Origin of the sequence: Kushneria pakistanensis, assembly GCF_014652795.1 — a bacterium.
Lineage (GTDB): Bacteria > Pseudomonadota > Gammaproteobacteria > Pseudomonadales > Halomonadaceae > Kushneria > Kushneria pakistanensis.
Genome location: NZ_BMZM01000002.1, coordinates 1,027,960 through 1,049,906, shown reverse-complemented (window position 1 = coordinate 1,049,906; position 21,947 = coordinate 1,027,960). Strand labels below are relative to the sequence as shown.

19 protein-coding genes are annotated in these 21,947 nt (G+C 60.5%); 12 read left to right on the top strand and 7 right to left on the bottom strand.

The features are described 5' to 3' along the window. Nucleotides 1–132: 132 nt before the first annotated feature. Together IE123_RS10175 and trmB are read right to left on the bottom strand one after the other, a co-directional pair. Nucleotides 133–471 carry a DMT family transporter gene (locus tag IE123_RS10175; protein WP_189517729.1) on the bottom strand — a complete coding sequence of 113 codons (339 nt, stop codon included), beginning with the start codon at nt 469–471 and terminating at the stop codon, nt 133–135. 12 nt (nt 472–483) lie between these two features. Then, entirely contained in the window at nt 484–1,203 is a 720-nt protein-coding gene (gene trmB, locus IE123_RS10170) for a tRNA (guanine(46)-N(7))-methyltransferase TrmB (protein ID WP_189517727.1), read from the bottom strand. Between the two features lie 78 nt (nt 1,204–1,281). Between trmB and IE123_RS10165 the strand changes: the two genes are divergently transcribed. The 4 genes from IE123_RS10165 (at nt 1,282) to IE123_RS10150 (ending at nt 5,018) form a co-directional block, all read left to right on the top strand. Then, nucleotides 1,282–1,881, top strand: coding sequence for a DedA family protein (locus IE123_RS10165; protein WP_189517725.1), 600 nt, complete (start codon nt 1,282–1,284; stop codon nt 1,879–1,881). A 266-nt stretch (nt 1,882–2,147) separates the two neighbouring features. Continuing rightward, entirely contained in the window at nt 2,148–4,007 is a 1,860-nt protein-coding gene (locus tag IE123_RS10160; protein ID WP_189517957.1) for a beta-ketoacyl synthase, read from the top strand. 195 nt (nt 4,008–4,202) lie between these two features. Further along, entirely contained in the window at nt 4,203–4,685 is a 483-nt protein-coding gene (gene coaD, locus IE123_RS10155; protein ID WP_189517954.1) for a pantetheine-phosphate adenylyltransferase, read from the top strand. 78 nt (nt 4,686–4,763) lie between these two features. Then, nucleotides 4,764–5,018: a YfhL family 4Fe-4S dicluster ferredoxin gene (locus IE123_RS10150; RefSeq protein WP_189517723.1), complete on the top strand. Its 255-nt coding sequence runs from the start codon at nt 4,764–4,766 to the stop codon at nt 5,016–5,018. A gap of 94 nt (nt 5,019–5,112) precedes the next feature. Here IE123_RS10150 and IE123_RS10145 read toward each other — a convergent pair whose 3' ends face one another. Continuing rightward, a complete protein-coding gene (locus IE123_RS10145) occupies nt 5,113–6,528 on the bottom strand; it encodes an alginate export family protein (protein WP_189517721.1) in 1,416 nt (471 codons plus the stop codon). A gap of 290 nt (nt 6,529–6,818) precedes the next feature. Here IE123_RS10145 and IE123_RS10140 point away from each other — a divergent pair, with 290 nt between their 5' ends. Then, entirely contained in the window at nt 6,819–8,153 is a 1,335-nt protein-coding gene (locus IE123_RS10140; RefSeq protein WP_189517719.1) for an MATE family efflux transporter, read from the top strand. Nucleotides 8,154–8,277: 124 nt separating this feature from the next. Then, the gene (locus tag IE123_RS10135; RefSeq protein ID WP_189517716.1) at nt 8,278–11,208 is read left to right on the top strand and encodes an MASE3 domain-containing protein; all 2,931 of its coding nucleotides are present in this window, start codon (nt 8,278–8,280) and stop codon (nt 11,206–11,208) included. Nucleotides 11,209–11,286: 78 nt separating this feature from the next. On the opposite strand, the gene IE123_RS10130 is transcribed toward IE123_RS10135, so the two are convergent. After that, nucleotides 11,287–11,571 carry a hypothetical protein gene (locus IE123_RS10130; protein ID WP_189517714.1) on the bottom strand — a complete coding sequence of 95 codons (285 nt, stop codon included), beginning with the start codon at nt 11,569–11,571 and terminating at the stop codon, nt 11,287–11,289. A 281-nt stretch (nt 11,572–11,852) separates the two neighbouring features. Here IE123_RS10130 and IE123_RS10125 point away from each other — a divergent pair, with 281 nt between their 5' ends. The 3 genes from IE123_RS10125 to IE123_RS10115 all read left to right on the top strand — a co-directional run bounded on the left by IE123_RS10125 (nt 11,853) and on the right by IE123_RS10115 (nt 14,473). Continuing rightward, nucleotides 11,853–12,374, top strand: a complete 522-nt coding sequence (locus IE123_RS10125) for a CinA family protein (RefSeq protein WP_189517712.1) — start codon at nt 11,853–11,855, stop codon at nt 12,372–12,374. A gap of 79 nt (nt 12,375–12,453) precedes the next feature. Next, a complete protein-coding gene (nadE, locus tag IE123_RS10120; RefSeq protein ID WP_189517709.1) occupies nt 12,454–13,266 on the top strand; it encodes an NAD(+) synthase in 813 nt (270 codons plus the stop codon). A gap of 106 nt (nt 13,267–13,372) precedes the next feature. Further along, the gene (locus tag IE123_RS10115) at nt 13,373–14,473 is read left to right on the top strand and encodes an ion transporter (RefSeq protein WP_189517701.1); all 1,101 of its coding nucleotides are present in this window, start codon (nt 13,373–13,375) and stop codon (nt 14,471–14,473) included. A 34-nt stretch (nt 14,474–14,507) separates the two neighbouring features. Here IE123_RS10115 and IE123_RS10110 read toward each other — a convergent pair whose 3' ends face one another. The 3 genes from IE123_RS10110 to IE123_RS10100 form a co-directional block, all read right to left on the bottom strand. Then, nucleotides 14,508–15,851 (bottom strand): APC family permease, encoded by a 1,344-nt coding sequence (locus tag IE123_RS10110; RefSeq protein WP_189517699.1) that lies wholly within the window; start codon nt 15,849–15,851, stop codon nt 14,508–14,510. Between the two features lie 6 nt (nt 15,852–15,857). Further along, complete coding sequence (locus IE123_RS10105; protein ID WP_189517696.1) at nt 15,858–16,748, bottom strand: methyltransferase domain-containing protein; 891 nt, start codon at nt 16,746–16,748, stop codon at nt 15,858–15,860. A gap of 146 nt (nt 16,749–16,894) precedes the next feature. Next, nucleotides 16,895–17,458 carry a cytochrome b gene (locus tag IE123_RS10100; protein ID WP_189517693.1) on the bottom strand — a complete coding sequence of 188 codons (564 nt, stop codon included), beginning with the start codon at nt 17,456–17,458 and terminating at the stop codon, nt 16,895–16,897. 84 nt (nt 17,459–17,542) lie between these two features. Between IE123_RS10100 and IE123_RS10095 the strand changes: the two genes are divergently transcribed. Genes IE123_RS10095 through IE123_RS10085 form a run of 3 tightly spaced genes read left to right on the top strand, consistent with a single transcriptional unit; the run spans nt 17,543 to nt 21,943 of the window. After that, nucleotides 17,543–19,150: an efflux transporter outer membrane subunit gene (locus IE123_RS10095; RefSeq protein ID WP_308430218.1), complete on the top strand. Its 1,608-nt coding sequence runs from the start codon at nt 17,543–17,545 to the stop codon at nt 19,148–19,150. Next, entirely contained in the window at nt 19,140–20,390 is a 1,251-nt protein-coding gene (locus IE123_RS10090) for an HlyD family secretion protein (RefSeq protein ID WP_189517687.1), read from the top strand. Before IE123_RS10095 ends, IE123_RS10090 begins: the two co-directional genes overlap by 11 nt. Continuing rightward, the gene (locus tag IE123_RS10085) at nt 20,387–21,943 is read left to right on the top strand and encodes a DHA2 family efflux MFS transporter permease subunit (RefSeq protein ID WP_189517684.1); all 1,557 of its coding nucleotides are present in this window, start codon (nt 20,387–20,389) and stop codon (nt 21,941–21,943) included. Before IE123_RS10090 ends, IE123_RS10085 begins: the two co-directional genes overlap by 4 nt. Nucleotides 21,944–21,947 lie beyond the last annotated feature (4 nt).

The window sequence follows — 21,947 nt, the reverse complement described above, 5'->3', positions numbered from 1 at the left end:
CTTACGGCCACAAACCTGTCAGGCATGAAAAACTTCCCTATCTTATGGGCATCATGTTTAAGCCTCAGAGTAATGGGCAAGCCTGTGCCGTGGCAATGCGCCGGATCAGGATTCACGGCATTTCATGTCGGCTTATTGCGCGTTCATTTTTGAAAAGCACTGAAGCACGACGACACCTGCCACGATCAGCGCAATGCCGAGCATGGCGGGCATATCAGGCCGTTCACCGAAGGCGACCATGGCCACCAGCAGCGTCAATACCATGCCAAGCCCGGCCCAGATGGCGTAGGCCACGCCCACCGGCATGCTCTTGAGCACCAGCGACAGCAGATAAAAGGCAATGCCGTAGCCCACGACCGTCAGCAAACTGGGCCCCAGTCGGCTGAAGGCGTTGGAGGCCTTGAGCGCATTGGTGGCAATGACCTCGGCACAGATGGCCAGAATCAGATAGAGATAGGGATGCCAGGACATGTTGCCTTCCTTTCAGGGTAAATCGCGAGGGGGCTCAAGCGTAGTCGATGTCGACGCATTCAGCCGACACTGAAGCTGCCAGAGCGTATGGCCACTGTCGAAATACTTGCGCTCAAAGGCACTGATGAAGTCGCTGTCCGTCGTCAGCGCAAGCTGCTCGATCCGGGGCTGCTGCCCGGTCACCAGATCGACGGCACAGGCAAACTCCTCGACATAAATCTGCCAGTTGCTGCGAAGCTCAAGCTCGCCGCCCAGCGCCAGCAGAACAGGAAACACCGGATGGGCATGCCAGCGCTTTTTCAGCTGGGACGCCTTGGGATACGGATTGGGATAGAAGATACAGTGGCGTATCGGCTGCCAGCCAGCCGCATGCGCCAGCCGCCAGAAGTCGATCAGATCGGCGCGCAGCAACCGTGCGTTGTCAGGGAAGGCACCCAGCTCGCGGGTGTAATCCCGCGACAGACGATCAGCACTGCGGTCGATCCCCAGCACACAGGCCTTTGGGTAATACCGGGCCAGTTGTCGGGTCGAGCGCCCCGTGCCGCAGCCGGCATCCAGGATCAGCGGCCCACCGTGGGCCTGATAAAACTGCTGCGCCGTCTCAAAGGCGGCCCGGGTATGGTCAGCAATGGGTCGCTGCCATGGGTGATCAAGCGCGCGCTGAACATGATGGGCAAGGTCAGGATGCAGACCTGCCTGCGTGGAATATACCGGCGTGGAGTTGGCGAACATGGCAACGTTTAACAATAATGAAGGAACTTTATTGGCGCCACATGGCGCCAACCCCCGATTCAACGGATAAAGAAACACATGCAGTCATGGCTTCAGCAGCTTTTCGACACGCACGGCTATACGGCCATTACGCTGCTGACAACGCTCATCAACGCCTTCCCACCCCTGCCCGCCGAATCGACGCTGCCCGTCATGGCACACATCATGTCATCTGCCGACGTGACACTGGTGCCGGCGGTGCTGGCAGCCACGCTGGGACTGGTGCTGGGCACCCTGCCGCTTTATCTGCTGGGTCGGTGGGTCGATGAGCGTCAGTGCATGCATTTTCTAGCCCGCCACGGACACTGGCTGGCCCTGACACCGGGCGATATCGAACGTTCGGGCAAGCGATTCAGACGCTATGGCTACCTGGTGGTACTGCTTGGGCGTCTGGTGCCGGGCATGCGATCACTGGTGTCGATCCCGGCAGGCTTTTATCGCATGCCGATTTTGCCCTATCTGCTCTATACCACTCTGGGTTCTGCCCTGTGGGCATGCTGTCTGGTAGGCGGCAGTCACTGGCTTTTACAGCATACGGCCTTCTCGGGCAGTCTGTGGGTTGTCATGATCGTGCTGCTGGCCGTCGCCCTGCTGTATGTGCTGCGCCTATGGCGTCATCATCGACGCGCCGACAGATAACCACAGACGGCGGGACGCATGGGGCCCTGTGTTCAGCCAGCACGCTCAACATCCTGCCATTTTGACATGACAACTCGTTGACCGGCTGACATGACGCCCTGCCCGGGGCGATGCTATCATGACTGCCCTGTTCCGGCGGACCCACCATGCATATGGTGTGGATATACGCCATCCTTTCAGCGACACGGTCGCCATGGCTTTATCGCTTCCTTTCCAGGCATCAACATGAGGGTTTCGGCTTGTCACAGTTACCGGTGATCGTCGGCATGGGCGGTATCAATCCCGCTGGCAGAACGTCCGGTCATCAGTCCTTTTACCGGACCGTGATCGATGCGCTGCCGGAAAAGACCCGACAGCACACCCTCTCGGGGCTTGCCCATCTGATGGGACAACACAGGACGGATGATCACGGCGACGCCCCTGATGAAGCCGCCGTGGCCGCCCAGCATGAAGCGCATGTGCGTCGTCATACCCTGATTCGCCGTATCGAGGATGACCGCTTTACCGGCGCCGGCATCCCGGCCAACCGACAGGCCAGCCTGACACTCGATGCCCCGCTCAGGGTCAGTCTCAGCCGTCGTCAGCTGCCTGAAAACCCGCCGGCGCACTGGCAGATCGAAGAAATCGATGAGCGCCATGTCAGCGTGACCGTTCCTGCCGGCGAGTTTGACGTCCTGTTGCCGGAACGACGTGAGGCACTGGTCAAGAGCGCCGGTCAGCTGCCCACCGGATTTGATCCGGCAAGCTTTTATCGCAGCGTGCACCACCCGCGCGCGCTGGCGATGACCATCTTTGCAGCCTCCGACTGTCTGGGTCAGAGTGGTCATGAGTGGGACAGCCTGAGCCAGCAGCTGGATCCCGATCAGATTGCCGTTTATGCCGGCAACTCGATCGGCCAGCTGGATGCCCAGGGCTGGGGTGGGCTTCTCAACAGCTTCGTGACCGGTCAGCGCGCCACGTCCAAGCAGATGCCGCTGGGTTACGGGCAGATGCCGGCCGACTTCCTCAATGCCTACGTGCTGGGCAGCGTGGGCGCCACGGGCGCCATGCAGGGGGCCTGTGCCACGTTTTTGTATAATCTGCGCCTGGGCGTGGATGACATTCGCATGGGCCGGCGCCGGCTGGTCATGGTCGGCACGGCAGACGCGCCCATTACGCCGGAAATTGTCGAAGGCTTTCGCGTCATGAGCGCACTGGCCGATGATGCCAGCGTCAAGGCACTCGATGCGCTGGAGCTTTTGACCGATGAGGATTACCAGCGCGTATGTCGCCCGTTTGCGCGCAACTGCGGCTTTACCATTGCCGAGTCCGCCCAGTTTGTCATGCTGATGGATGATAGTCTGGCACTGGAACTGGGCGCCGATATTCTGGGCGCCGTGCCGGAGGTTTTCATCAATGCCGACGGTTACAAGCGCTCCATTTCGGCGCCTGGTATCGGCAATTACATCACGCTGGGCAAGAGCGTGGCGCTGGCCAGCAGCATTCTGGGTGAGAAGGCCGTGCGTGAGCGCAGCTACGTGCACTCTCATGGCACCAGCACGCCCAAGAACCGCACCACCGAATCCCACGTGCTCGACAGCGTGGCGCGCGCCAACAATATCCATTGCTGGCCGGTGGCCGCCATCAAGGCCTATCTGGGTCACTCCCAGGGCAGCGCGGCCGGCGATCAGTTGATGAGTGCCCTGGGCAGTTTCCAGGCTGGGCTGCTGCCAGGCATATTCACCTTGGACGCAGTGGCAGACGACGTTCATGGTGAACGTCTGGACATCTTCCGGGAGCACCGTGAGTTTCGCGCCGATGTCAGCTTTATCAACGCCAAGGGTTTTGGTGGCAACAACGCCACCGCCCCATTGCTGTCGCCGGAAGTGACCGAAAGGCTGTTGACCCAGCGCCATGGTGAAGCGGCCATGACCCAGTGGCGCCGGCGCCGTGAACAGGTGCAGGAACGTCAGGCCCAATTCGAGGCACAGTCGCAAAGAGGCGAATTTTCGCCGATTTACCGCTTTGGTGAAGGCGTACTGGAAGGCCCCGAGCTTGAAGTCGGCGCCCATGACATCCGGATCCCCGGCTACCACAAGCCCGTATCACTGGATGTCGACAACCCTTTTGGCACGCTCGATCAATAGATGGAACGAGCGTATTGTGCCGGGTCGGCAGCTGTATTTGTCGGCCACGGCGCTTTACAGTAATCTTCCGGCCCCTGACATGCCAAAGCCGTCCAGCCATGCTCGATGGGACAGACGGCTCGTACTCTCAAGGGATATCACCGGCGTGCGCTGACCCGCGGTTGCCCGACGCTTGGGGATGAATGGAGCCTGCACATGAACATCGTGGTGTACCCCGGAACCTTTGATCCGATCACCAACGGCCATACCGATCTCATCGAACGCGCGGCCCGACTGTTTGATCGGGTCATCGTGGCCATCGCGCAAAGCCCGCGCAAGCAGCCGACCCTGCCACTCGATGAGCGGGTCGCCCTTGCCGAAGAGATACTGGTGGATCTGGATAACGTCGAGGTGATGGGGTTCAGCTGTCTGTTGACCCAGCTGGTGGACCGGGTCGGAGCCCGCATCATTCTGCGTGGGTTGCGCGCCGTCTCCGATTTTGAATACGAGCTTCAGCTGGCCAACATGAACCGCGTGCTGGCCCCTCATGTCGAAAGTCTCTTTTTGACGCCCGAAGTCGAGAATTCCTATATTTCATCCACCATCGTGCGTGAAATTGCCCGCCTTGGCGGTGACGTTTCAACGATGGTGCATCCCCGCATCGCCCGGGCTCTGGAAGAGCACTTTCAGAACACCTGATACGGCGAACGGCCTTCGGGTCGGCGGATGACAGCCGCGCAGCGCCCGGGTACGGCGTGCGCGAACCAGGAGGTTACCATGTCCCTGATGATCACCGACGAGTGCATCAACTGCGACGTCTGCGAGCCGGAATGCCCCAACAATGCCATTTCACCGGGTGAAGAGATCTATGTGATCGACCCCAAGCTTTGCACCGAGTGTGTCGGCCATTTTGACGAACCACAATGTCAGCAGGTCTGTCCGGTTGACTGTATTCCCCTTGATCCCGAGCGAGAGGAATCGCGTGAGCAGCTGATGGAAAAATACGAGCGCATCACGGCAGTCGAGAGCTGATACCTGACGCCTCTCGGGCATTGAGTGAGTCAAAACATCGATCGTTTCAAAAAAAGGGCAGCCCGCGGGCTGCCCTTTTTGCATGGTCGAGGGATCAGAAGGTATAGGTGGCAAACAGCTCAAAAAGCTGAGAGGTATTGTCGTTGCCGCCAAAGCGCGAACGTGCGCCATCCTCGGGGAAGGCGACGGCATACACGCCTGACAGGGTCACCTGCTCACTGATGTTCCAGTCGGCATAGAGATTGATCTCCTTTGCAAAATCGGCATCGCTGGCGCCGACGGCCTGTGGGTCATCCAGGCGAAAGCGATAGCCGATGATGCCGGTTTCGAGATCCTCACGTGGTGATACCGACGCCCGCAGCATGTCGATTTTCATGTTGGTATTGAACAACATGTATTCGCCGGTAATCTCGCCCATGAACCAGTTGCCCCACCCGCCGGCAAACTCATAGAACAGGGTGTCGTAGTTTTCGCTGAACCGGGCATGGCGATAGGCGATTTCTGGTGACCAGGGAGCATCCTGAAACGTGTAGGTCGCCTGGACATACCAGCCATCGTCATCGATATCGGCGTTCCGGTTTTTCTGGCTGACATACTGTCCACCCAGTGCCAGGCCCGGCACGCTGGCCAGTGGCTTGCCCTTGAGGCGAACGTTCCAGACATCCATGCCGTCCCGGCCGGCAATATCACTGTTGTAGGTGCGAAACCAGGCGCCCCCGACCTTGGCACGGTCGGTAAAGGTATATTCAGCGTTGACGCCGTTGACCGACGTCTCCTCATCGGGTCCGCCCTGCACGTATTGATCCTGCTCCAGATGGAACAGATCACCGTGCCAGCCGTGGCTGTCGATCGAGGCTATCGCGGTATTCTTGAAGCCCTGACTCGGACCGTTCCAGTAGCCGCCGTACTTGCCGGTGTCGGTATAGCCATCACCGACCAGAAAGCCCTCGCCGAACATGAACTGCTGTCGTCCGAACGAGAAGGTCAGCGCATCTTCTCCCAGCGAATCGGCCAATAGTGTACCGCTGCGCCAGCCGATGTAGGCCCGATCAACGCGTGCGCCTTCCGGGTGATCGGGCGTGGCGCCCGAGGCGTCGCCGTAGGCACTGCCGCGCGTCATGCTACCCACGCCCACAACGCCGGCAAAGACCACACTCTTACCGGTATCGATTTCACCACGCAGCGTCGGGGTGGCCGACAGCTCCCACCAGCTCGGGTGTTTGCCGGTGGGATTGTCACCATCAATACCGCTTGAAGAACCGAAATTGACGTTTCGCGTGGTGGCACCGTAACCGTAGAGCGATAGCCCCCCGCTCAGGCGAATGCCGTTGTCACGATCATTGTACAGCTCATGACGGGCCGTGGGCTCCTGAATACCAGGATCGATATAATCAAGATCCGTGACGGCCTGGGCGTGGGCCAGACCCGTATACCCCATGAAGGTACCGGCCATCACCAGTGGCAGCGAGACTGCCATCCGGCGCGCCTGCACCCGTTGTTGAAATTCCATGATGTTTCCCGAATGTCGATCCCTGACGCCACGCAGGCATCATGCTGCGCCATGCCGGGCCGAGATTATTATGGAGATGCCTACAGTCGGGTGCCTTCCGGTGCACTCGAACTGCCTGACATCCATGTCGCGTGAACAGGATGGAAACCCTGCCCTGAAGCAGGGGTTACCTTAGGCAAATATCCCCACCCTTTAAAGGGTTAATGCTGTTTTCCTAGATCACTGCCGGTCTGCTGACGCCGTGACGCCAGTGTGGCAAGCTCCACGGGTACAAACCGGCCGGTATTCTCATGTCCACTGCTGCACCCCTCTCCTTTCAACAGCGCCTTCACGATGTCTGGCGGCTGTCCTGGCCCATCATCATTTCCAATGCCAGCGTGCCATTGCTGGGGCTGGTCGATACGGCCGTCATCGGTCATCTTCCCCACGCGCGCTATCTGGCCGCCGTGACCCTTGGCAGCACCCTGTTCAGCTTCCTGTTCTGGGGATTTGGCTTTCTGCGCATGGGTACCACCGGCCTGACCTCTCAGGCAGCCGGACGCGGGGAGGATCAGACCATGCGCAATCTGCTCGGTCAGTCCCTGCTCATTGGCGTGATGATCGGGCTGGCATTGATTGCACTGTCGGCACCGCTGATCGATCTGGGGCTCTGGCTGTTGCAGCCTGACAGCGAGGCGACCGCACGGCTGGCCGCCGAATACGCCCATGTTCGTATCTTCTCTGCGCCTGCGGTGTTAATGAATTACGCCATCATCGGCTGGTTTCTGGGGCGCCAGAATGCCCGCGTGACCCTGCTTTTGATGCTGATCACCAACAGCGTCAACATCGTGCTGGATATTGTGCTGGTGGTGGGGCTCGACATGAACATCAAGGGGGTAGCCACCGCTTCGCTGATTGGCGATTACACGGCGCTGACGGTCGGGCTATGGCTGGTGGGACGTGAGCTGAAAACGCTGGGCGGCCGGTTTGACGCCACGCCGCTCAAGCGTCTTAAAGCCTACGGTGAGCTCTTTCGCGTTAACCGCCATCTGTTTGTGCGTACCCTGTGCCTTTTGTTTGCGATGGCCTTTTTTACCTCTCAGGGGGCGCAGCTGGGCGATCAGACGCTGGCTGCCAATGCCATCCTGATGCAGCTGGTCATGATGATCTCCTACGGGCTCGATGGCTTTGCCAACGCCGCCGAAGCACTCACCGGCAAGGCAGCCGGCAGACAGGACTGGCGCGAGTTTGCGCAGTCGGTGCGGGCCTGTGCGGTGTTTTCACTGTTGACCGCCGTCGTGGCGGCGCTGGCCTTCAGCGTTGCCGGCCCTTGGCTGATCGCGCGGCTGACCGATATCGAGCCCATCCGCCAGCTGGCCGGCCATTACCTGCCATGGCTGATCGTCATGCCGCTCATTGCCGTGTGGAGCTATCTGCTGGATGGCGTGTTCATTGGCACCACCGACACCCGGGCCATGCGTGACACGATCATTGTGGCCCTGCTGGTCTATCTGCCGGTCTGGTGGCTGGCCCAGCCCCTGGGCAATCACGGGCTGTGGCTGGCCTTTACGATCTTTACCCTGGTGCGTTCGCTGGGGCTTGGGGCCCTCTATCTGGTCCGGCGTCAGCGTCAGTGGGCAGGCTGATGATCGTGGCCGGCCCCGATCTTTTCATGAATAGACCCCAGGAAAGGGCGATTTTCATGGATTAGCGTCTCATGCTCATTAGCCTAATATGCAGCCCTGCACCTCTATAACGCTGGACGGTGGAATGGCAACGCTCAAGACAGCCCTTAAACACCTGCTGATTGGCCCTTTGGGCAGCCTCTTCTGGGCGCTGCTGGGGCTCATGATCATGCTGACCCTGTTACCGGGCCAACAGGTCTTCGGCGCGATGCAGAGCTACCTGGGATTTCACTCCCTGGTTGAGCTGATCTGTGTGATGGTGACCGTGCTTTCCGCGCTTGCCATTTTCAACAGCTATCGAACGCTTTCTACCCAGTATCTGTGTGTTGGCGCCCTGCTGGGGCTTTCGGCGGTGATGGATAGCCTGCATTTTCTCTCCATGCCCGGCATGCCGGATCTTTTCTCGCCCAACGCCCTGAACAAGGCGATCTACTTCTGGATACTGGGTCGCCTGAGCGCGATCAGCGCGCTGCTACTGCTGTCGCTTTCCCAGCTGTCGGATCAGCCTGCCCGTTTCCCGCGGCTGATATTGGTACTGTTTCTTGCAGCAGGCGTTGTGTCACTGGTAGCCATTTTCGGCTACCCGCAACATCTGCCAGTGCTTTATATTCCCGAGCAGGGGCTGACGCCGCTCAAGGTTACGCTGGAATGGGGACTGGCCGGCATGAGCGTGCTCGCCGGTATCATCCTGCTGCGCTCCTCGCGCCTGCGCCAGCGCCGTGACCGGGAAATGCTCACGGTCGCGGCCTGGATCACAGCGCTGGCTGAAATCTGCTTTACGCTTTACGGCACGGCCAATGATGAGTTCAACGTGTTGGGACACATCTACAAGGCCATCTCCTACCTGCTGATTTTTCGCGCGCTCTTTTTGAGCCATCTGCGCTATCCCTGGCAGGCCCTGAACGATACACGAGTTCGTCTATCCGAACAGGAACAGCGCTGGAACCTTGCCCTGATCGGCTCCGGCACAGGGGTCTGGGACATGAATCTCATCACCGATAAATTGTTCGCTTCCGCACAGTTTCATCAGATTCTGGGCTATCGCAATGGCGCACTGCCCCGCGATGCCCAGGCTTGGCGCGACCGCCTGTTTCATCCCGAAGACCTGCACCAGGTCATCGCAAGCTTTGACGAGCATGTCGCCGGGCACAGTGAACACTGGCGTTGTGAATATCGCTTTCTCGATGCGCACAATCAGTGGCGCTGGCTGCTGGCCAACGGTCAGATCATTGACTTTGATGAAGATCAGCGTCCCACTCGCATCGTGGGCACTGTGACTGATATCCATGCACGCCGTGAACAGGAGCAGCGTCTGGCGGAAACCCAGAAGCGGCTGCAGACCCTTTTTGATACTGCACCCATTGGCATGCTGGTGATCGACACTCAGGGTGTGGTGCATCAGCACAACAGCATGCTGGAACAGCTGCTGACACCACACAGGATTGTGACCGGGCAGGACAGTATCTGGCAGTGGGTAAGCGCCGAAGAGCGCGCAGACGTCCTGCACCACTGGCATGAATGGCAGCAGCAGCCCATCGAGCATCGCCGCGAGAGTACCTGGCACCGTGAGCTTCGCATGAGCCTTTACGGCCATGGGCCCGGTGAGCATCAGCCGCTCTGGGCAGAGTGGGTGATCGCGGCGCTGCCGGAAGAGAACCTTTATCTGCTGCTGATCGAGGATATCAGCGCCCGCAAGCAGGCCACCGAGCTCTTGATCGAAAACTCGAGCCTTTATCGCAGCACATTTGAAAGCGGCAATGCCATCAAGCTGCTGGTAGACCCTGAGAGTGGTGCCATCGTCGATGCCAATATGGCCGCCAGTGATTACTACGGACATTCGCTGGACGCTCTCAAGACGATGCTCATGCATGATATCTCATTGACACCCGTGGCCACGCGTCGTCAGCGCGCCCAGCAGACCCTGATGGAGCGTGAAGGGCATTTCGAGACCCGTCACCGCCTGGCAAGCGGTGCCATTCGCGACGTGGAGGTCTTCGTGGCGGCAGTCGTGATCGGTGGGAGAACGCTGATCTATGAAATGGTGCATGACATTACAATTCGCAAGGAGGCCGAGCAGGGTCTGGTACTGCTGAACCAGCGCCTGTCCCGCGATGGCCTGTATCGTCAGCGCCTCAATGAGCTCAGCACGCAACTGTTCGAGCTCAACGATATTATTGGCGTAGTTCCCCTGCTGGAGGAGTACCTGCCACAGTGCTTTCCTGACACGAGCGGTGAACTGGCCCTGCGGATCGAGGAAATGGATCAGGCTCACTGCATCACCTGGGGCAACGCACTGTCGACACAGCCGGCATTTGAATACCGCCAGCGTCTGACCACGACCACCGGCGCACTGGGCCGCATGATCCTGCAGGCGGCACCGCTGGATGATGAGGATCGCCACCGTCTGGAACGCATGACCGATGAGACTGCGCGCATCCTGACGCTGACGCTGATCAATCTGCGCCTGCGCAGCCAGTTGACCGACCACGCCTATCGTGACGCGCTGACCGGTCTTTATAACCGGCGCTATCTCAATGAGACGCTGCCCGGCCTGCTTGAAAATGCCGCGGACGAGGCGCCGGTATCGCTGGCGCTGCTGGATCTGGACCATTTCAAGCGGCTCAACGACACATGGGGACACGATGCCGGCGACCAGGTGCTGGTGGCACTGGGCGAGATCCTGACCCAGCGACTGCGCGCCACCGACATCTCATGTCGCTACGGCGGCGAAGAGTTCATTGTGGTCCTGCCGGGGGCCTCCGCCAGTATTGCCCTGATGCGTCTCAACGAAGTGCTTGAGCAGTTTGGTCAGTGGTCCATGGAGATCGGCGATGAACGAATCAGTCATCTCACCTTCTCGGCAGGACTGATCGAGGCCCCTCGGCAGGGTTACGATATGGGTGCATTGATTGAAATGGCCGACCAGGCACTTTACAGCGCCAAGCATGCCGGCCGTGGACGTGTGCATCAGGCAGGCGCCGAGATGTTGCGCTCGCAGGGAGATGCTCTTTCATGAGTCCAACGCACAGCGGCCTCTGGCAATCGGTTTCTCCGATATTCATAAAAAACCCCGCCGTCTGGCGGGGCCCTGCTTTCAACGCTCGGGGGTAAAGCTCGGTGGATCACTGGCGGGAAAACTTTCCTGTACCGCCTCGTCCACGCGACCGATGTCACTGTCGATGGCCGGATCCGTCTTCAGGACTTCCGCCTCCTGATCCACGACCAGTCCACCGCTTTCGTCACGCAGGCTATCGGCCGGCACCCAGGTGTGCTTTCCGTCCTCATCCACGAGCTTGATATAGTCGTCTTCTTCGGCCTGGACCCTGCCCAATAGGCGGCCCTGGGTATCGTGGACGTCACGTCCCTGCTCAATCGTCATGATGATGTGCCTCCTGCACCCTGAAACATGAATGGCTATTGCCTTCAGTGACGCTCTATAGCCTGGCACTGCCGGTGGTCATGAAGGGCACAAAATTGTTGATTTATATTTATAAATGCGTTCGAAGCACACTATGACAGCGCGTGGATACTCTACGGGTACAATCCCTTGCACAGCGTTACGCCCAAAACGCGTTATTCATGTCCTCGGTTAAGTATCCGACGATATCGAAGGCGTATTCTGAAAGCTGAATTCCCTTGCCGTGCTTCAGGAGGAAACACATGGCCGATCAAAAGGACAGCATGATCGAGGCGCTGATCAATTATATGGAACAGCATGAGCAGATCATGACCACGGCAGAGTCCTGCACCGCCGGACTGATCGTGTCTGAACTGGCCAGCGTTCCCGGATCAGGACATCTCATCGATAGCGGACTGGTGGTCTATTCCCCCGAGGCCAAGCAGCGCTATCTCGATATCGATGAAGAGATCTTTGAAAAACACTCGCTGACTAGCGAGGTCCTGTCGTGTGAAATGGCAAAGGGGGCGCTCAACAATACGCAGGCCACCATTGCCGTGGCCAATACCGGCATTGCGGGCCCGGCGCCTTCCGATGATGGCATTCCAGTGGGCACTGTCTGCTTTGCCTGGGCATTTCGCACCGATGACGGTGATCACGTATTCTGCGAAACCCGGCGCTTTGACGGCGATCGCAATGAGGTGCGTCTGGCCGCGGCACGCCATGCACTTTCACGCGTCAGTCATTACCATGGGCAGTGTTTGAAAAATTCCACTGACAAGTGAACACGGCTTTATCGATGCCAATCCCTGGCTACGCTGTCAGTAGTAACCACATTCATTGCCTTAAGGATGATGAGCGCCCATGACCACCCAGCAGCAGATTATTGACGCCCTGGCCATCGAACAGAGCTTCGATGCTCAACAAGAGGTCGAGCGACGTATCGACTTCATGGCCAGATACCTGGAAGACACTGGCGCTCAGGCTCTGGTACTGGGAATCAGTGGTGGGGTGGACTCTACCACCGCCGGACGTCTATGCCAGCTTGCCGTGGAGCGCGTTCGCGAGCGTGGCGGCAAGGCTACCTTCTACGCCATGCGCCTGCCCTATGGTGAGCAGCATGATGAAGACGACGCTCAGGCCGCCATCAACTACATCAAGGCGGATGCGCAGCTGGACGTGAATATCAAGCCTTCTGCCGATGGCATGCTCGAAGGCCTTGAGCAGGGTGGCCTTGATTTCAACGACGAGTATCAGCGTGACTTCGTTCACGGCAACATCAAGGCGCGTGCGCGCATGATTGCCCAGTATGCCGTCGCTGGCAGGCATAACGGTCTGGTGGTCGGTACCGACCACGGCGCTGAAGCTGTCATGGGTTTTTTCACCAAGCATGGTGACGGTGCCTGCGATATCACACCGCTGGCCGGACTCAACAAGCGTCGGGTACGTGCCGTGCTCAGCGCCCTCGATGGCCCTGAAGCGCTGGTCAACAAGGTTCCCACTGCCGATCTTGAAACGTTGTCCCCCGGGCGTACCGATGAAGACGCCCTGGGCGTTACCTATAATCAGATCGATGACTTCCTTGAAGGCAAGAAGATTGATGATGACGCGGCGCAGCGTATCATCAGCACCTATGAGCGCACGGCGCACAAGCGCGAACTGCCGCGCGGGCCGTAAGTCCTTTTGATCCTGAAATCCCGATGCTGATGGCATGTTTGAGCGCCCGCGACTTGACGCGGAGCGCTCAAGCATCTGAGATAGCCTCTCACGCAAGGAGGCACACATGCATCAAGAGGATTCCCCTTCAGACGATCGCAACCACCGCGATCGTTATCCACCAGCCAACAGCTGGGCAGATCAACCCCGCGGCGATGCGCCTGAAAAGGACAAACCCCATCATCGGCGCCCTGTACCGCGCTGGCGCGAACAGTTTTATCTCGTCTGGGATCTGATCATCATGGTGCTGGTCTCGGCCAGCCTGCTCCTGATCCTCTTCGATACGCTTTATCTGACCGATACCTTTCGCGCCATGCTCTCGGCGATCTCGCCGTCTCTCGAGCAGGGCGGTGCCTGGCTGCACGAGAACTTCGAGACCATCGATCTCTGGTTTGTCGCCATCTTCGTGATCGATGTACTGGGCGGCTGGGCCTTTGCGATCTGGGACAAGCGCTATCACCGCTGGTTTTTCTACCCGTTCGTCCACTGGTATGACGTGCTCGGCTGCATCCCGGTCGGCGGACTGCGCATGCTGCGCATCCTGCGTGTCATCGGGCTCCTGATTCGACTGCAGCGCACGCGCCTGATCGATATTCGTACCTGGGGCATTTACCGGTTTTGCTACAAGTACTACGAGATCGTGCTGGAAGAACTTTCCGATCGCGTGATCGTGCGCATCCTGACCGATGTGCAGGAAGGCTTTCTATCCAAGGGCAATCTATCGCGCCGCGTCACCGACGAGGTATTGCTGCCCCGCAAGCAGCAGCTTATCGATGACGTTTCTCTTCGCGTACAGCGCGTACTGGGTGAAAGCTATGCCCATCACCGCGACGACATCAACACCTGGGTCAGCGGTCTGATTCATCGCGCCGTGACGGAAAACCCCACCATTCGCAGCCTTCAGCGTCTGCCCATGGGCGCCCAGGTGGTCGAGGCCATGGATGAAGCGATGGCTGATGTGGCCAGTCGCCTGATCCGGGAAGCGGTCATCGGCATTCGCTCACCGGATTTCCGCTCCCTGATCGAAGAGCTGGCCAACCGCACCATTTCTCGCAGCGTGCCCGCCAGCACCAGTGACTATCAGGCGCTCGAGCAGGTACTCGTCGAAGTGCTGGATGTGCTCAAGAGTGAGGTGAAGGTGCAGCGCTGGAAGGAGCGCTACAACTAGTGCAAAGACGATGGCGGCGTTGCGTCACAGGGCGCTACGTCGCCGTTGTCGGCTCGCGACGTCGCCAGTACAGCAGCGGTATCCCAAGCATCACGATCGAGACACCGATGACACCACCGGCGCCGGCATTGAGAAGGCTGGCATATACCAGCCCCGCACAGACCAGACAAAACAAAATGGGCGTCAGCGGATAAAGCGGCACGCGAAACACGCGGTCTCCACCATCTCCTTCCCTTTGACGCAGTACCAGCAGTGAAATGCCCACCAGCAGCAGAAAGCCCCAGAAGACCGGCGCCGTGTAATCCACCATGGCTTCAAAGCCGTCGCGATGCAGATCGCCCAGCGCCACCAGTACCAGCGACAGGATGCCCTGTACCACCAGCGCATTGGCCGGGTTGTTACCACGCTGACTCCACATGCCCAGCCGCTTCAAGGGCGGCAGATCACGCCCCAGCGCATAGTAGACCCGCGCCCCGGTAAAGAGCGTCGCGTTCAGCGTAGAGAGCGTAGCGGCCATCACGATCACCGTCATCGCCAGTGCCCCGGTATCGCCCAGAATGACCTGCATCATGTTCGAGGCCACCGCCTCGCTGTTTCGAAGCCCTTCCAGCCCGAGCACGCCCAGATAGCTCAGATTGATCAGGACATGCAGTACGATCAACAGCACGGAACCAATCAGTAGCACACTGGCCATGTCACGCTGTGGCTGGCGCATGTCGGCCGACAGATAGGCCGCCTCGTTCCAGCCACCGTAGGTGATCAGGACAAACACCATGGCCATGCCCAGCGCCGAAAGCCCCTCACCCATCGGCGCACTGCTGCGCTGGGACAGGGTGTGGCTCTCCATGCTGCCAAGCCCCAGCACGATCACACCCAGCATCAACGCCACGGTCAGCAGAGTAAAAAGACGCTGTACCATGCGCCCCTGATGGGTGCCGGCCACGTTGACGAGGGTAAAGACCACAATGGCCAGACCTGCGTAAAGCGCCGGGCCATGCTCGCCGAGCGAGAAGAGTGTGCTGGCATAGTCGCCGAACACGAAGGCCACGGCGGCAATGCCGCCGGTCTGGATCACCGTGCCGCGCGCCCAGCCAAAGAGAATCGCCACCCGCTGGCCCAGGGCGCGGGAGAGGAAATGATACTCGCCCCCGGCATCGGGATAGCGTGAAGCAAGCTCTGCATAGCACAGCGCACCGATCAGCATTACCACGCCGCCCGCCAGCCATACCCCCAGAAAGGCCCAGCTGCTGTCAACGTGACCGGCGACCAGCGGCGGCGTGCGAAAGGCCCCCACGCCAATCACCACGCCCATCATGATGGCGACGGCATCAAACACGCCCAGATAGCGACGCACGCCGGTCACAGCGTTCGCGCTCATGAGCGATCAGGACGCACGCTCGGCCTGCCAATCCGTGTCTACCTTCTCTCCGGGACCTTCCAGTGCCTCGATGGGTTCAACGGCCTCGATGCGATCCTGCGTGACACGCCCGTAAAAGCGCTGCTGGCGTTCACCATCGGCCAGGGTAAAGGCAATCCGATCCCCCTGCAGCCGCGCATCGCCCACGGTCAGCGCCTGTCCATCACGCTCTGCCGTGGCCCGAAGCTCCTGATAGCGCTGCGACAGCGTCAGGCTCACGGGGGTGTCCCCCTGCGTGATCTGCCATTCGCCCTCGACGCGAGCCGGCACGTGCCAGAGATAGACAGTGCGACCATCAATGCTGCGCTGCTCATCGCTTTGCCAGTCTCCCATGTCAAAGGCATGCGAGACTACCCGCGTACCCGGCGCCATGTCGGCCAGAATTTTGGGCCGCAGCTGCTGATTGATGGTCGGCAGCAGATACAGGGTCAAAACGTCGGCATCGGCAATGGACGTGTCGAAAAGATCCTCCTGGCGAAACTCGACGCGCTCGGTCACCCCTTCACGCCTGGCATTGTCGTTGGCCTCGCGGATGCGCTCGGGATCAATATCCACACCAAGCACCTCGGCGCCCTGCCTTGCGGCCGCAATTGCAATGCGCCCATCGCCGGAGCCCAGATCGATCACGCGATCTCCCTCGCTGACCGCCCCCATCTCCATCATGCCGGCCACGACCGTGTCGGGGGTGGGCACATAGGGCACGTCAAGCTCGATGCTGGCGGCCATTTCGACGTTATCGGCAGCCTGCTGTTGCGCCTGGGCCACTGATACCAGGCCCAGCGTGGTCATCAACAGCCCGACACCGATGACGCCGTGTACCGTATGCTTCTTGTATTTGTTGCAGGACTTGAAGGACATGACTCACAGACTCCCTGGCAATTCCATCATGAAGAGGCGTTCACAACGTACTCATTGAGCGTGCGTTGAAATCCGGCACCTCGCCACTGCCTTCAACAAGGTTTCAGCAGGGCCTGACGCCCTGCAGGTCCGTGTCATGCTTCTGCTCAGCGGGACAGGTGATCGGGGCGGGTCGCCATTTTCCCCAGGGTATCGTCACGCCGGATCAGGCCGTGCCATACCACGGCCAGCAGCACATGACCGACAATCAGAACGCCCAGGGTCCAGGCCATCCACACATGCCACTGGGCGGTCAGCTCGGCAAGTCCTGCCATTTCGCGCCCCCCGCTCATGAGCTGTGTCCCGAACACCTGCAGCGGCCGGCCAGAGGCCCAGTTCATGGTCAGCCCCAGAAGCGGCACGATAATCATCAGCAGATACAAAAGAAGCTGACCGAAGGCGACCAGCATCTCGGCGCCCCGGTCATGGGGCGGACGGTTGGAAAGATTGCACAGCCCCCACGTTGCGCGCAGCGCGATCAGCAGCATCAGGACAAACCCGATGCTCTTGTGGCTGCCCACCATAAAGGAGACCCAGGGCGCGCGGCCGACCAGATTGGCGGCGATCATGCCGGCAAACTGCCACAGCAGCAGTGCCGCCATCAGCCAGTGAAAAAGGCGGCTGATCCGCCCATAATATTCACGTGTATCTCGCCAGGCGATGGAAGGCACAAAAGGCTCCTTGGAACATGGGGCACGCGACACGCGCGACAGTCAGGCCTACAGTAGTGCAACGGGCTTGTCTGGTGCTGAAAAATGCCTTTGAAGGCGTCCATCCCCCTCGTACTGCAGATGTGTATTACCATACCGCCTGCCTGCCATTTCACCGGGAACATGATGCACCAGCCTTCAGCCCTCTCTCCGCGCTTTCCTGCCGCGATCCTCATACCCGTGATACTGATCTGCATGTTGCTGACCGCCTGTGGCGCACCCAGCATGGCACCATCGGAGCTGGTGCTGCGCGAGCAGGCGCCGCTGGCAGGGCTTGAGCACGATCAGGACAGCCCGGGCCGATGGCCGGATGCCCGGTGGTGGCACGAGTTTGATGACCCGCAACTCAATGGGCTGATCGAGCGTGCCATGCGCGAGGCGCCGTCGCTGGACAGTGCCCGCGCGCGTTTTGACACCGCCTCCCGCCAGCTTGAAGGCCGCCAGGCGGATATGAGCGCACAGCTTGAAGGCAGTGCGCGGGCCAACCAGAGCATCAGCCGCACCGACCTTGAATACCCAGCGCTCGGGCTGCCGGGGTTTGAGACCGGCAACGCCGGGGAGAGCCAGCGCAGCAATGTGGGGCTGGCCACGCTCTCGTTTGGCTGGGAGTTCGACTGGTGGGGCAAAAAGCGTGCCGCCATCGAGGCCGCCATTGATCAGCGCCACGCGACACGACTGGAGCAGGCCGCCGCCGCCAGCGCGCTGCAGGCGGGCATTACCCGCGCCTACATGGACTGGCAGCTGCGCCAGGCTCAGCTGTCATCGCTTGATGCCCTGCTGAGCGCGGCGCGCGACAGCGTGCGCATCACCGATCTGCGCGTGGCGCGTGACATCGAAAACCCCGCCCGGCTGGACCAGGCCCGCGAGCAGCTCTCCCTGCTTGAACAGCAGCGCGCCCAATTGAACGGTGCCGCCCGCCAGGATCAGGTGCAGCTGGCAGCCCTGATAGGGGTGTCTCCCGATCAGCTTGACGATCTGACCCCGCGGCCGCTGCCGGCGCTGGATACCACCCTGCCGCAGAATGCAGGTCTTGAGCTGATCGCGCGCCGTCCGGACATCATGGCCAGCCGCTGGCAGGTCGAGGCCGGCATGCGCGGCATTGATCAGACTCGTGCGGATTACTACCCCAATGTCAGCCTGTCGGCGCTGGCAGGCTTTCTGCGCGTGCATCCGCTGGGCTCCGGACGCAACGAGGATGTCTCGGTGGCATCAATCGGCCCGGCCGTGACGCTGCCCATCTTCGAAGGTGGCCGGCTCGACGCGCGCTATAACGCCAGCCGCGCGCAACTTGACACCGCCATTGCCGATTACAACCAGCGTGTCGTGGACGCCGCACAGGACGTGGCCCGTCACACCGTCACGATGGATCGAATCGAGGAGCAGCGCAGGGCACAGACGCAGGCACTGGAAAGCTTCCAGCATCGTCTTCAACTGGCCCGCGAGCGTGACGCGCGCGGTGTCGAGGATCCGCGCTCGCTGATCGAGGCGCAGCAGGGCCTGATTCGTGAACAAATGAACCGTCTGGCGCTTGAGGGCGAACTGCTGGATACCCGAATCCAGCTGATCCATGCGCTGGGCGGGGGCTATCATGGGCGCGTCCCCGAACCTGATGCGCGTTATCTGAAGACTGGAACTGCAACCGATGGCCCATAAGTCCGAGCACACGACCGACCCTGCCGCTCCCGAGCATCCCACCCATGATGACGACCAGAGTGAAGCACCGGTGTCGCGCAAAAAGCGCAATGTCATTTTGCTCATCATCGCCCTGGTATTCGTGCTGGCCGGCATCGGCTGGTATCTGCTGGACGCACTGGTCCTCAGCACTCGGGTCATTACCGATGACGCCTACGTGCAGGGCGATCAGGTCAATATCTCCGCGCAGATCAACGCCACCGTCACCGCCATCAATGTCGAGGACACCGAACCGGTCAAGCGTGGCCAGGTGCTGCTTGAGCTCGATGACAGCGACACCACCAACGCCCTTGATCAGGCTGCCGGGCAGCTGGCGCAGGCCGTGCGCAGGTATCGCCAGCAGCTGGCGCAGGCCATACAGCTGGACGCTGCCACCGTCACGGCGCGTACCCGGCTTGAGCGCGCCCGTGACGAATACCAGCGCCGCCGGCCGCTGCTGGCACAACGCGCCGCCTCAAAAGAGGAAGTCGACAGCGCCCGACGTCAGTATGACGCCGCCCAGGCCCAGTTTGAGCAGGCCCAGGCCCAGGCGCGCGCGGCACACGCCCTGATTGACGGCAACGATCTCTGGCACGACCCGGGCGTTATGCAGGCACGCGGCGCCTATCGCAACGCCTGGCTTGCGCAGGACAGAACACGCGTCGTCTCGCCGGTGGAAGGCCATGTGGCCAGCCGGCAGGTGCAACTGGGCCAGAGCGTGCAGGCCGGACAGCCGCTTCTGACAGTCGTACCGCTGCATGAGCTGTGGGTCGATGCCAACTTCAAGGAGACGCAGCTGGGGCGGGTACGCATCGGGCAAGCCGCGACGGTAACCACCGACTTTTATGGCGATGACGTGGTCTATCACGGCCACGTGGCCGGGCTCTCGGCGGGCACCGGCTCGGCGTTTTCCCTGTTGCCGGCCCAGAATGCGACCGGTAACTGGATCAAGGTGGTTCAGCGCGTGCCGGTACGCATCACACTCGATGGTGACACGCTTGATACCCATCCGCTGCGGATCGGGTTGTCGACCTATACCCGCATCGAGCTGGAAGATGGCAGCGGCGAGCAGGTGCTGGCTTGTCCCCCCGGCGTGCGCAAGCCGCAGCGCACCGAGGTGTTCGATGCCCGTCAGCGCCAGGCCGATACCGCCGCCATGGCCATCATTCGCGACAACGCCGGTGATCTCCTCGACGCCTCAAGCAACAGCGCGACGCCATGAGCGAGACAGCCACCACCTCCCGCGAGCAGGAAGCACTGCCGCCCCTGCGGGGCGTCAAGCTGGTACTGCTGACGCTGGCGATGGGGCTTGCCACCTTCATGGAGGTGCTTGATATCTCCATCGTCAATGTGTCGGTGCATACCATCGCCGGCAACATGGGCGTGAGCATCAGCGAGGGCACCTGGGCGATCAGCGCCTATGCGCTCTCCAGTGCCATCGCCCAGCCGCTGACCGGCTGGCTGGCGCGCCGCTTTGGCGAGGTGCGCCTGTTCTGCACCTCCATATCTCTCTTTATCGTATTTTCGGCCCTGTGCGGAATGGCCAACAGCATGCTCATGCTGGTGGTCTTTCGCCTGCTCCAGGGCGCGGTCTCCGGGCCACTGGTGCCGCTGACCCAGACACTGCTTCTGAAGAACTACCCTTCCGAAAAACGCAGCATGGCCATCGGGCTGTGGGCGATGACTGTGGTGGTAGCGCCCATCTGCGGACCGATTCTGGGCGGCTGGCTGACCGACAACTACTCCTGGCCGTGGATTTTCTACATCAACATCCCGGTCGGCATCCTCTCGCTGGTACTCAGCCTGTGGCTGCTGCGCGGGCGTGAATCAAAGACTACCCGTGTGCCGGTGGACGTCATCGGGCTGGGACTTTTGATCGTGGGCGTGGGTGCGCTGCAGTTCATGCTCGACAACGGCAACGACCATGACTGGTTCGCCTCACCCATGATCGTGACGCTGGGCATTGTGGCACTGGTGGGCATTACCTTCCTGGTGGCCTGGGTGCTGATGCACCGCCGCCCGGTGGTCAATCTGCGCCTGTTCGGTCAGCGCAACTTCGCTGTGGGCACACTGTGTCTGTCGCTGGGCATGTTTGCCTTCTTTGGCAACACCGTCATCACTCCCAACTGGGTACAGCAGGTCATGGGCTACAACGCCACATGGGCGGGCCTGGCCGTGGCACCCATCGGCATACTGGCACTGTTTGCCTCACCACTAGTGGGGCGCTTTCAAAGCCATTTTGACCTGCGCGTGCTGGTCACCGTGGGCTTTGGGATCTTTGCCTTCTGCTCGTTCTGGGCGGCGGGCTTCAACAGCCAGATTGCCTACAGTGAGCTGGCCATGCCCCGCCTCATCATGGGCGCGGGCGTGGCGTTCTTTTTTGTTCCCATCAACCAGATCATCTTTGCCGGGCTCAGGGATGATCAGATTGCGGACGCCTCGGGGCTTTCCAACTTCTGTCGAACGCTGGCCACCAGTATCTCCACGGCGGTGTCGGTCACCCTCTATGACCACCGCAGCATCTATCATCATGCCCGCCTGACCGAGTCGGTTGTTCCCGGCAGCCCTGCCACCGAGCACTACCTGGATCGTCTGGGCGCACTGGGCCTGCAGGATCAGGGCGCCTGGGCCCTGATGAACGAGACCGTCAATGCCCAGGCGGCCACCATGGCGTTCAATGATGTCATCTGGATATTTGGCATTATCTTCATCATTACCACGGCCCTGATCTGGCTGGCACGGCCACCCTTCCCCGCCGGCGGGCCGATGCACTGATACC

What these genes read in the sequence shown, in the direction of transcription:
- IE123_RS10165 (WP_189517725.1), top strand. Translation starts at nt 1,282, where the DNA reads ATGCAGTCATGGCTTCAGCAGCTTTTCGACACGCACGGCTATACGGCC.
- IE123_RS10150 (WP_189517723.1), top strand. Translation starts at nt 4,764, where the DNA reads ATGTCCCTGATGATCACCGACGAGTGCATCAACTGCGACGTCTGCGAG.
- IE123_RS10125 (WP_189517712.1), top strand. Translation starts at nt 11,853, where the DNA reads ATGGCCGATCAAAAGGACAGCATGATCGAGGCGCTGATCAATTATATG.
- IE123_RS10115 (WP_189517701.1), top strand. Translation starts at nt 13,373, where the DNA reads ATGCATCAAGAGGATTCCCCTTCAGACGATCGCAACCACCGCGATCGT.
- IE123_RS10110 (WP_189517699.1), bottom strand. Translation starts at nt 15,851, where the DNA reads ATGAGCGCGAACGCTGTGACCGGCGTGCGTCGCTATCTGGGCGTGTTT.
- IE123_RS10095 (WP_308430218.1), top strand. Translation starts at nt 17,543, where the DNA reads ATGCCTTTGAAGGCGTCCATCCCCCTCGTACTGCAGATGTGTATTACC.
- IE123_RS10135 (WP_189517716.1), top strand. Translation starts at nt 8,278, where the DNA reads ATGGCAACGCTCAAGACAGCCCTTAAACACCTGCTGATTGGCCCTTTG.
- IE123_RS10105 (WP_189517696.1), bottom strand. Translation starts at nt 16,748, where the DNA reads ATGTCCTTCAAGTCCTGCAACAAATACAAGAAGCATACGGTACACGGC.
- IE123_RS10160 (WP_189517957.1), top strand. Translation starts at nt 2,148, where the DNA reads ATGGGCGGTATCAATCCCGCTGGCAGAACGTCCGGTCATCAGTCCTTT.
- IE123_RS10130 (WP_189517714.1), bottom strand. Translation starts at nt 11,571, where the DNA reads ATGACGATTGAGCAGGGACGTGACGTCCACGATACCCAGGGCCGCCTA.
- nadE (WP_189517709.1), top strand. Translation starts at nt 12,454, where the DNA reads ATGACCACCCAGCAGCAGATTATTGACGCCCTGGCCATCGAACAGAGC.
- IE123_RS10175 (WP_189517729.1), bottom strand. Translation starts at nt 471, where the DNA reads ATGTCCTGGCATCCCTATCTCTATCTGATTCTGGCCATCTGTGCCGAG.
- IE123_RS10140 (WP_189517719.1), top strand. Translation starts at nt 6,819, where the DNA reads ATGTCCACTGCTGCACCCCTCTCCTTTCAACAGCGCCTTCACGATGTC.
- IE123_RS10090 (WP_189517687.1), top strand. Translation starts at nt 19,140, where the DNA reads ATGGCCCATAAGTCCGAGCACACGACCGACCCTGCCGCTCCCGAGCAT.
- coaD (WP_189517954.1), top strand. Translation starts at nt 4,203, where the DNA reads ATGAACATCGTGGTGTACCCCGGAACCTTTGATCCGATCACCAACGGC.
- IE123_RS10145 (WP_189517721.1), bottom strand. Translation starts at nt 6,528, where the DNA reads ATGGAATTTCAACAACGGGTGCAGGCGCGCCGGATGGCAGTCTCGCTG.
- IE123_RS10085 (WP_189517684.1), top strand. Translation starts at nt 20,387, where the DNA reads ATGAGCGAGACAGCCACCACCTCCCGCGAGCAGGAAGCACTGCCGCCC.
- trmB (WP_189517727.1), bottom strand. Translation starts at nt 1,203, where the DNA reads ATGTTCGCCAACTCCACGCCGGTATATTCCACGCAGGCAGGTCTGCAT.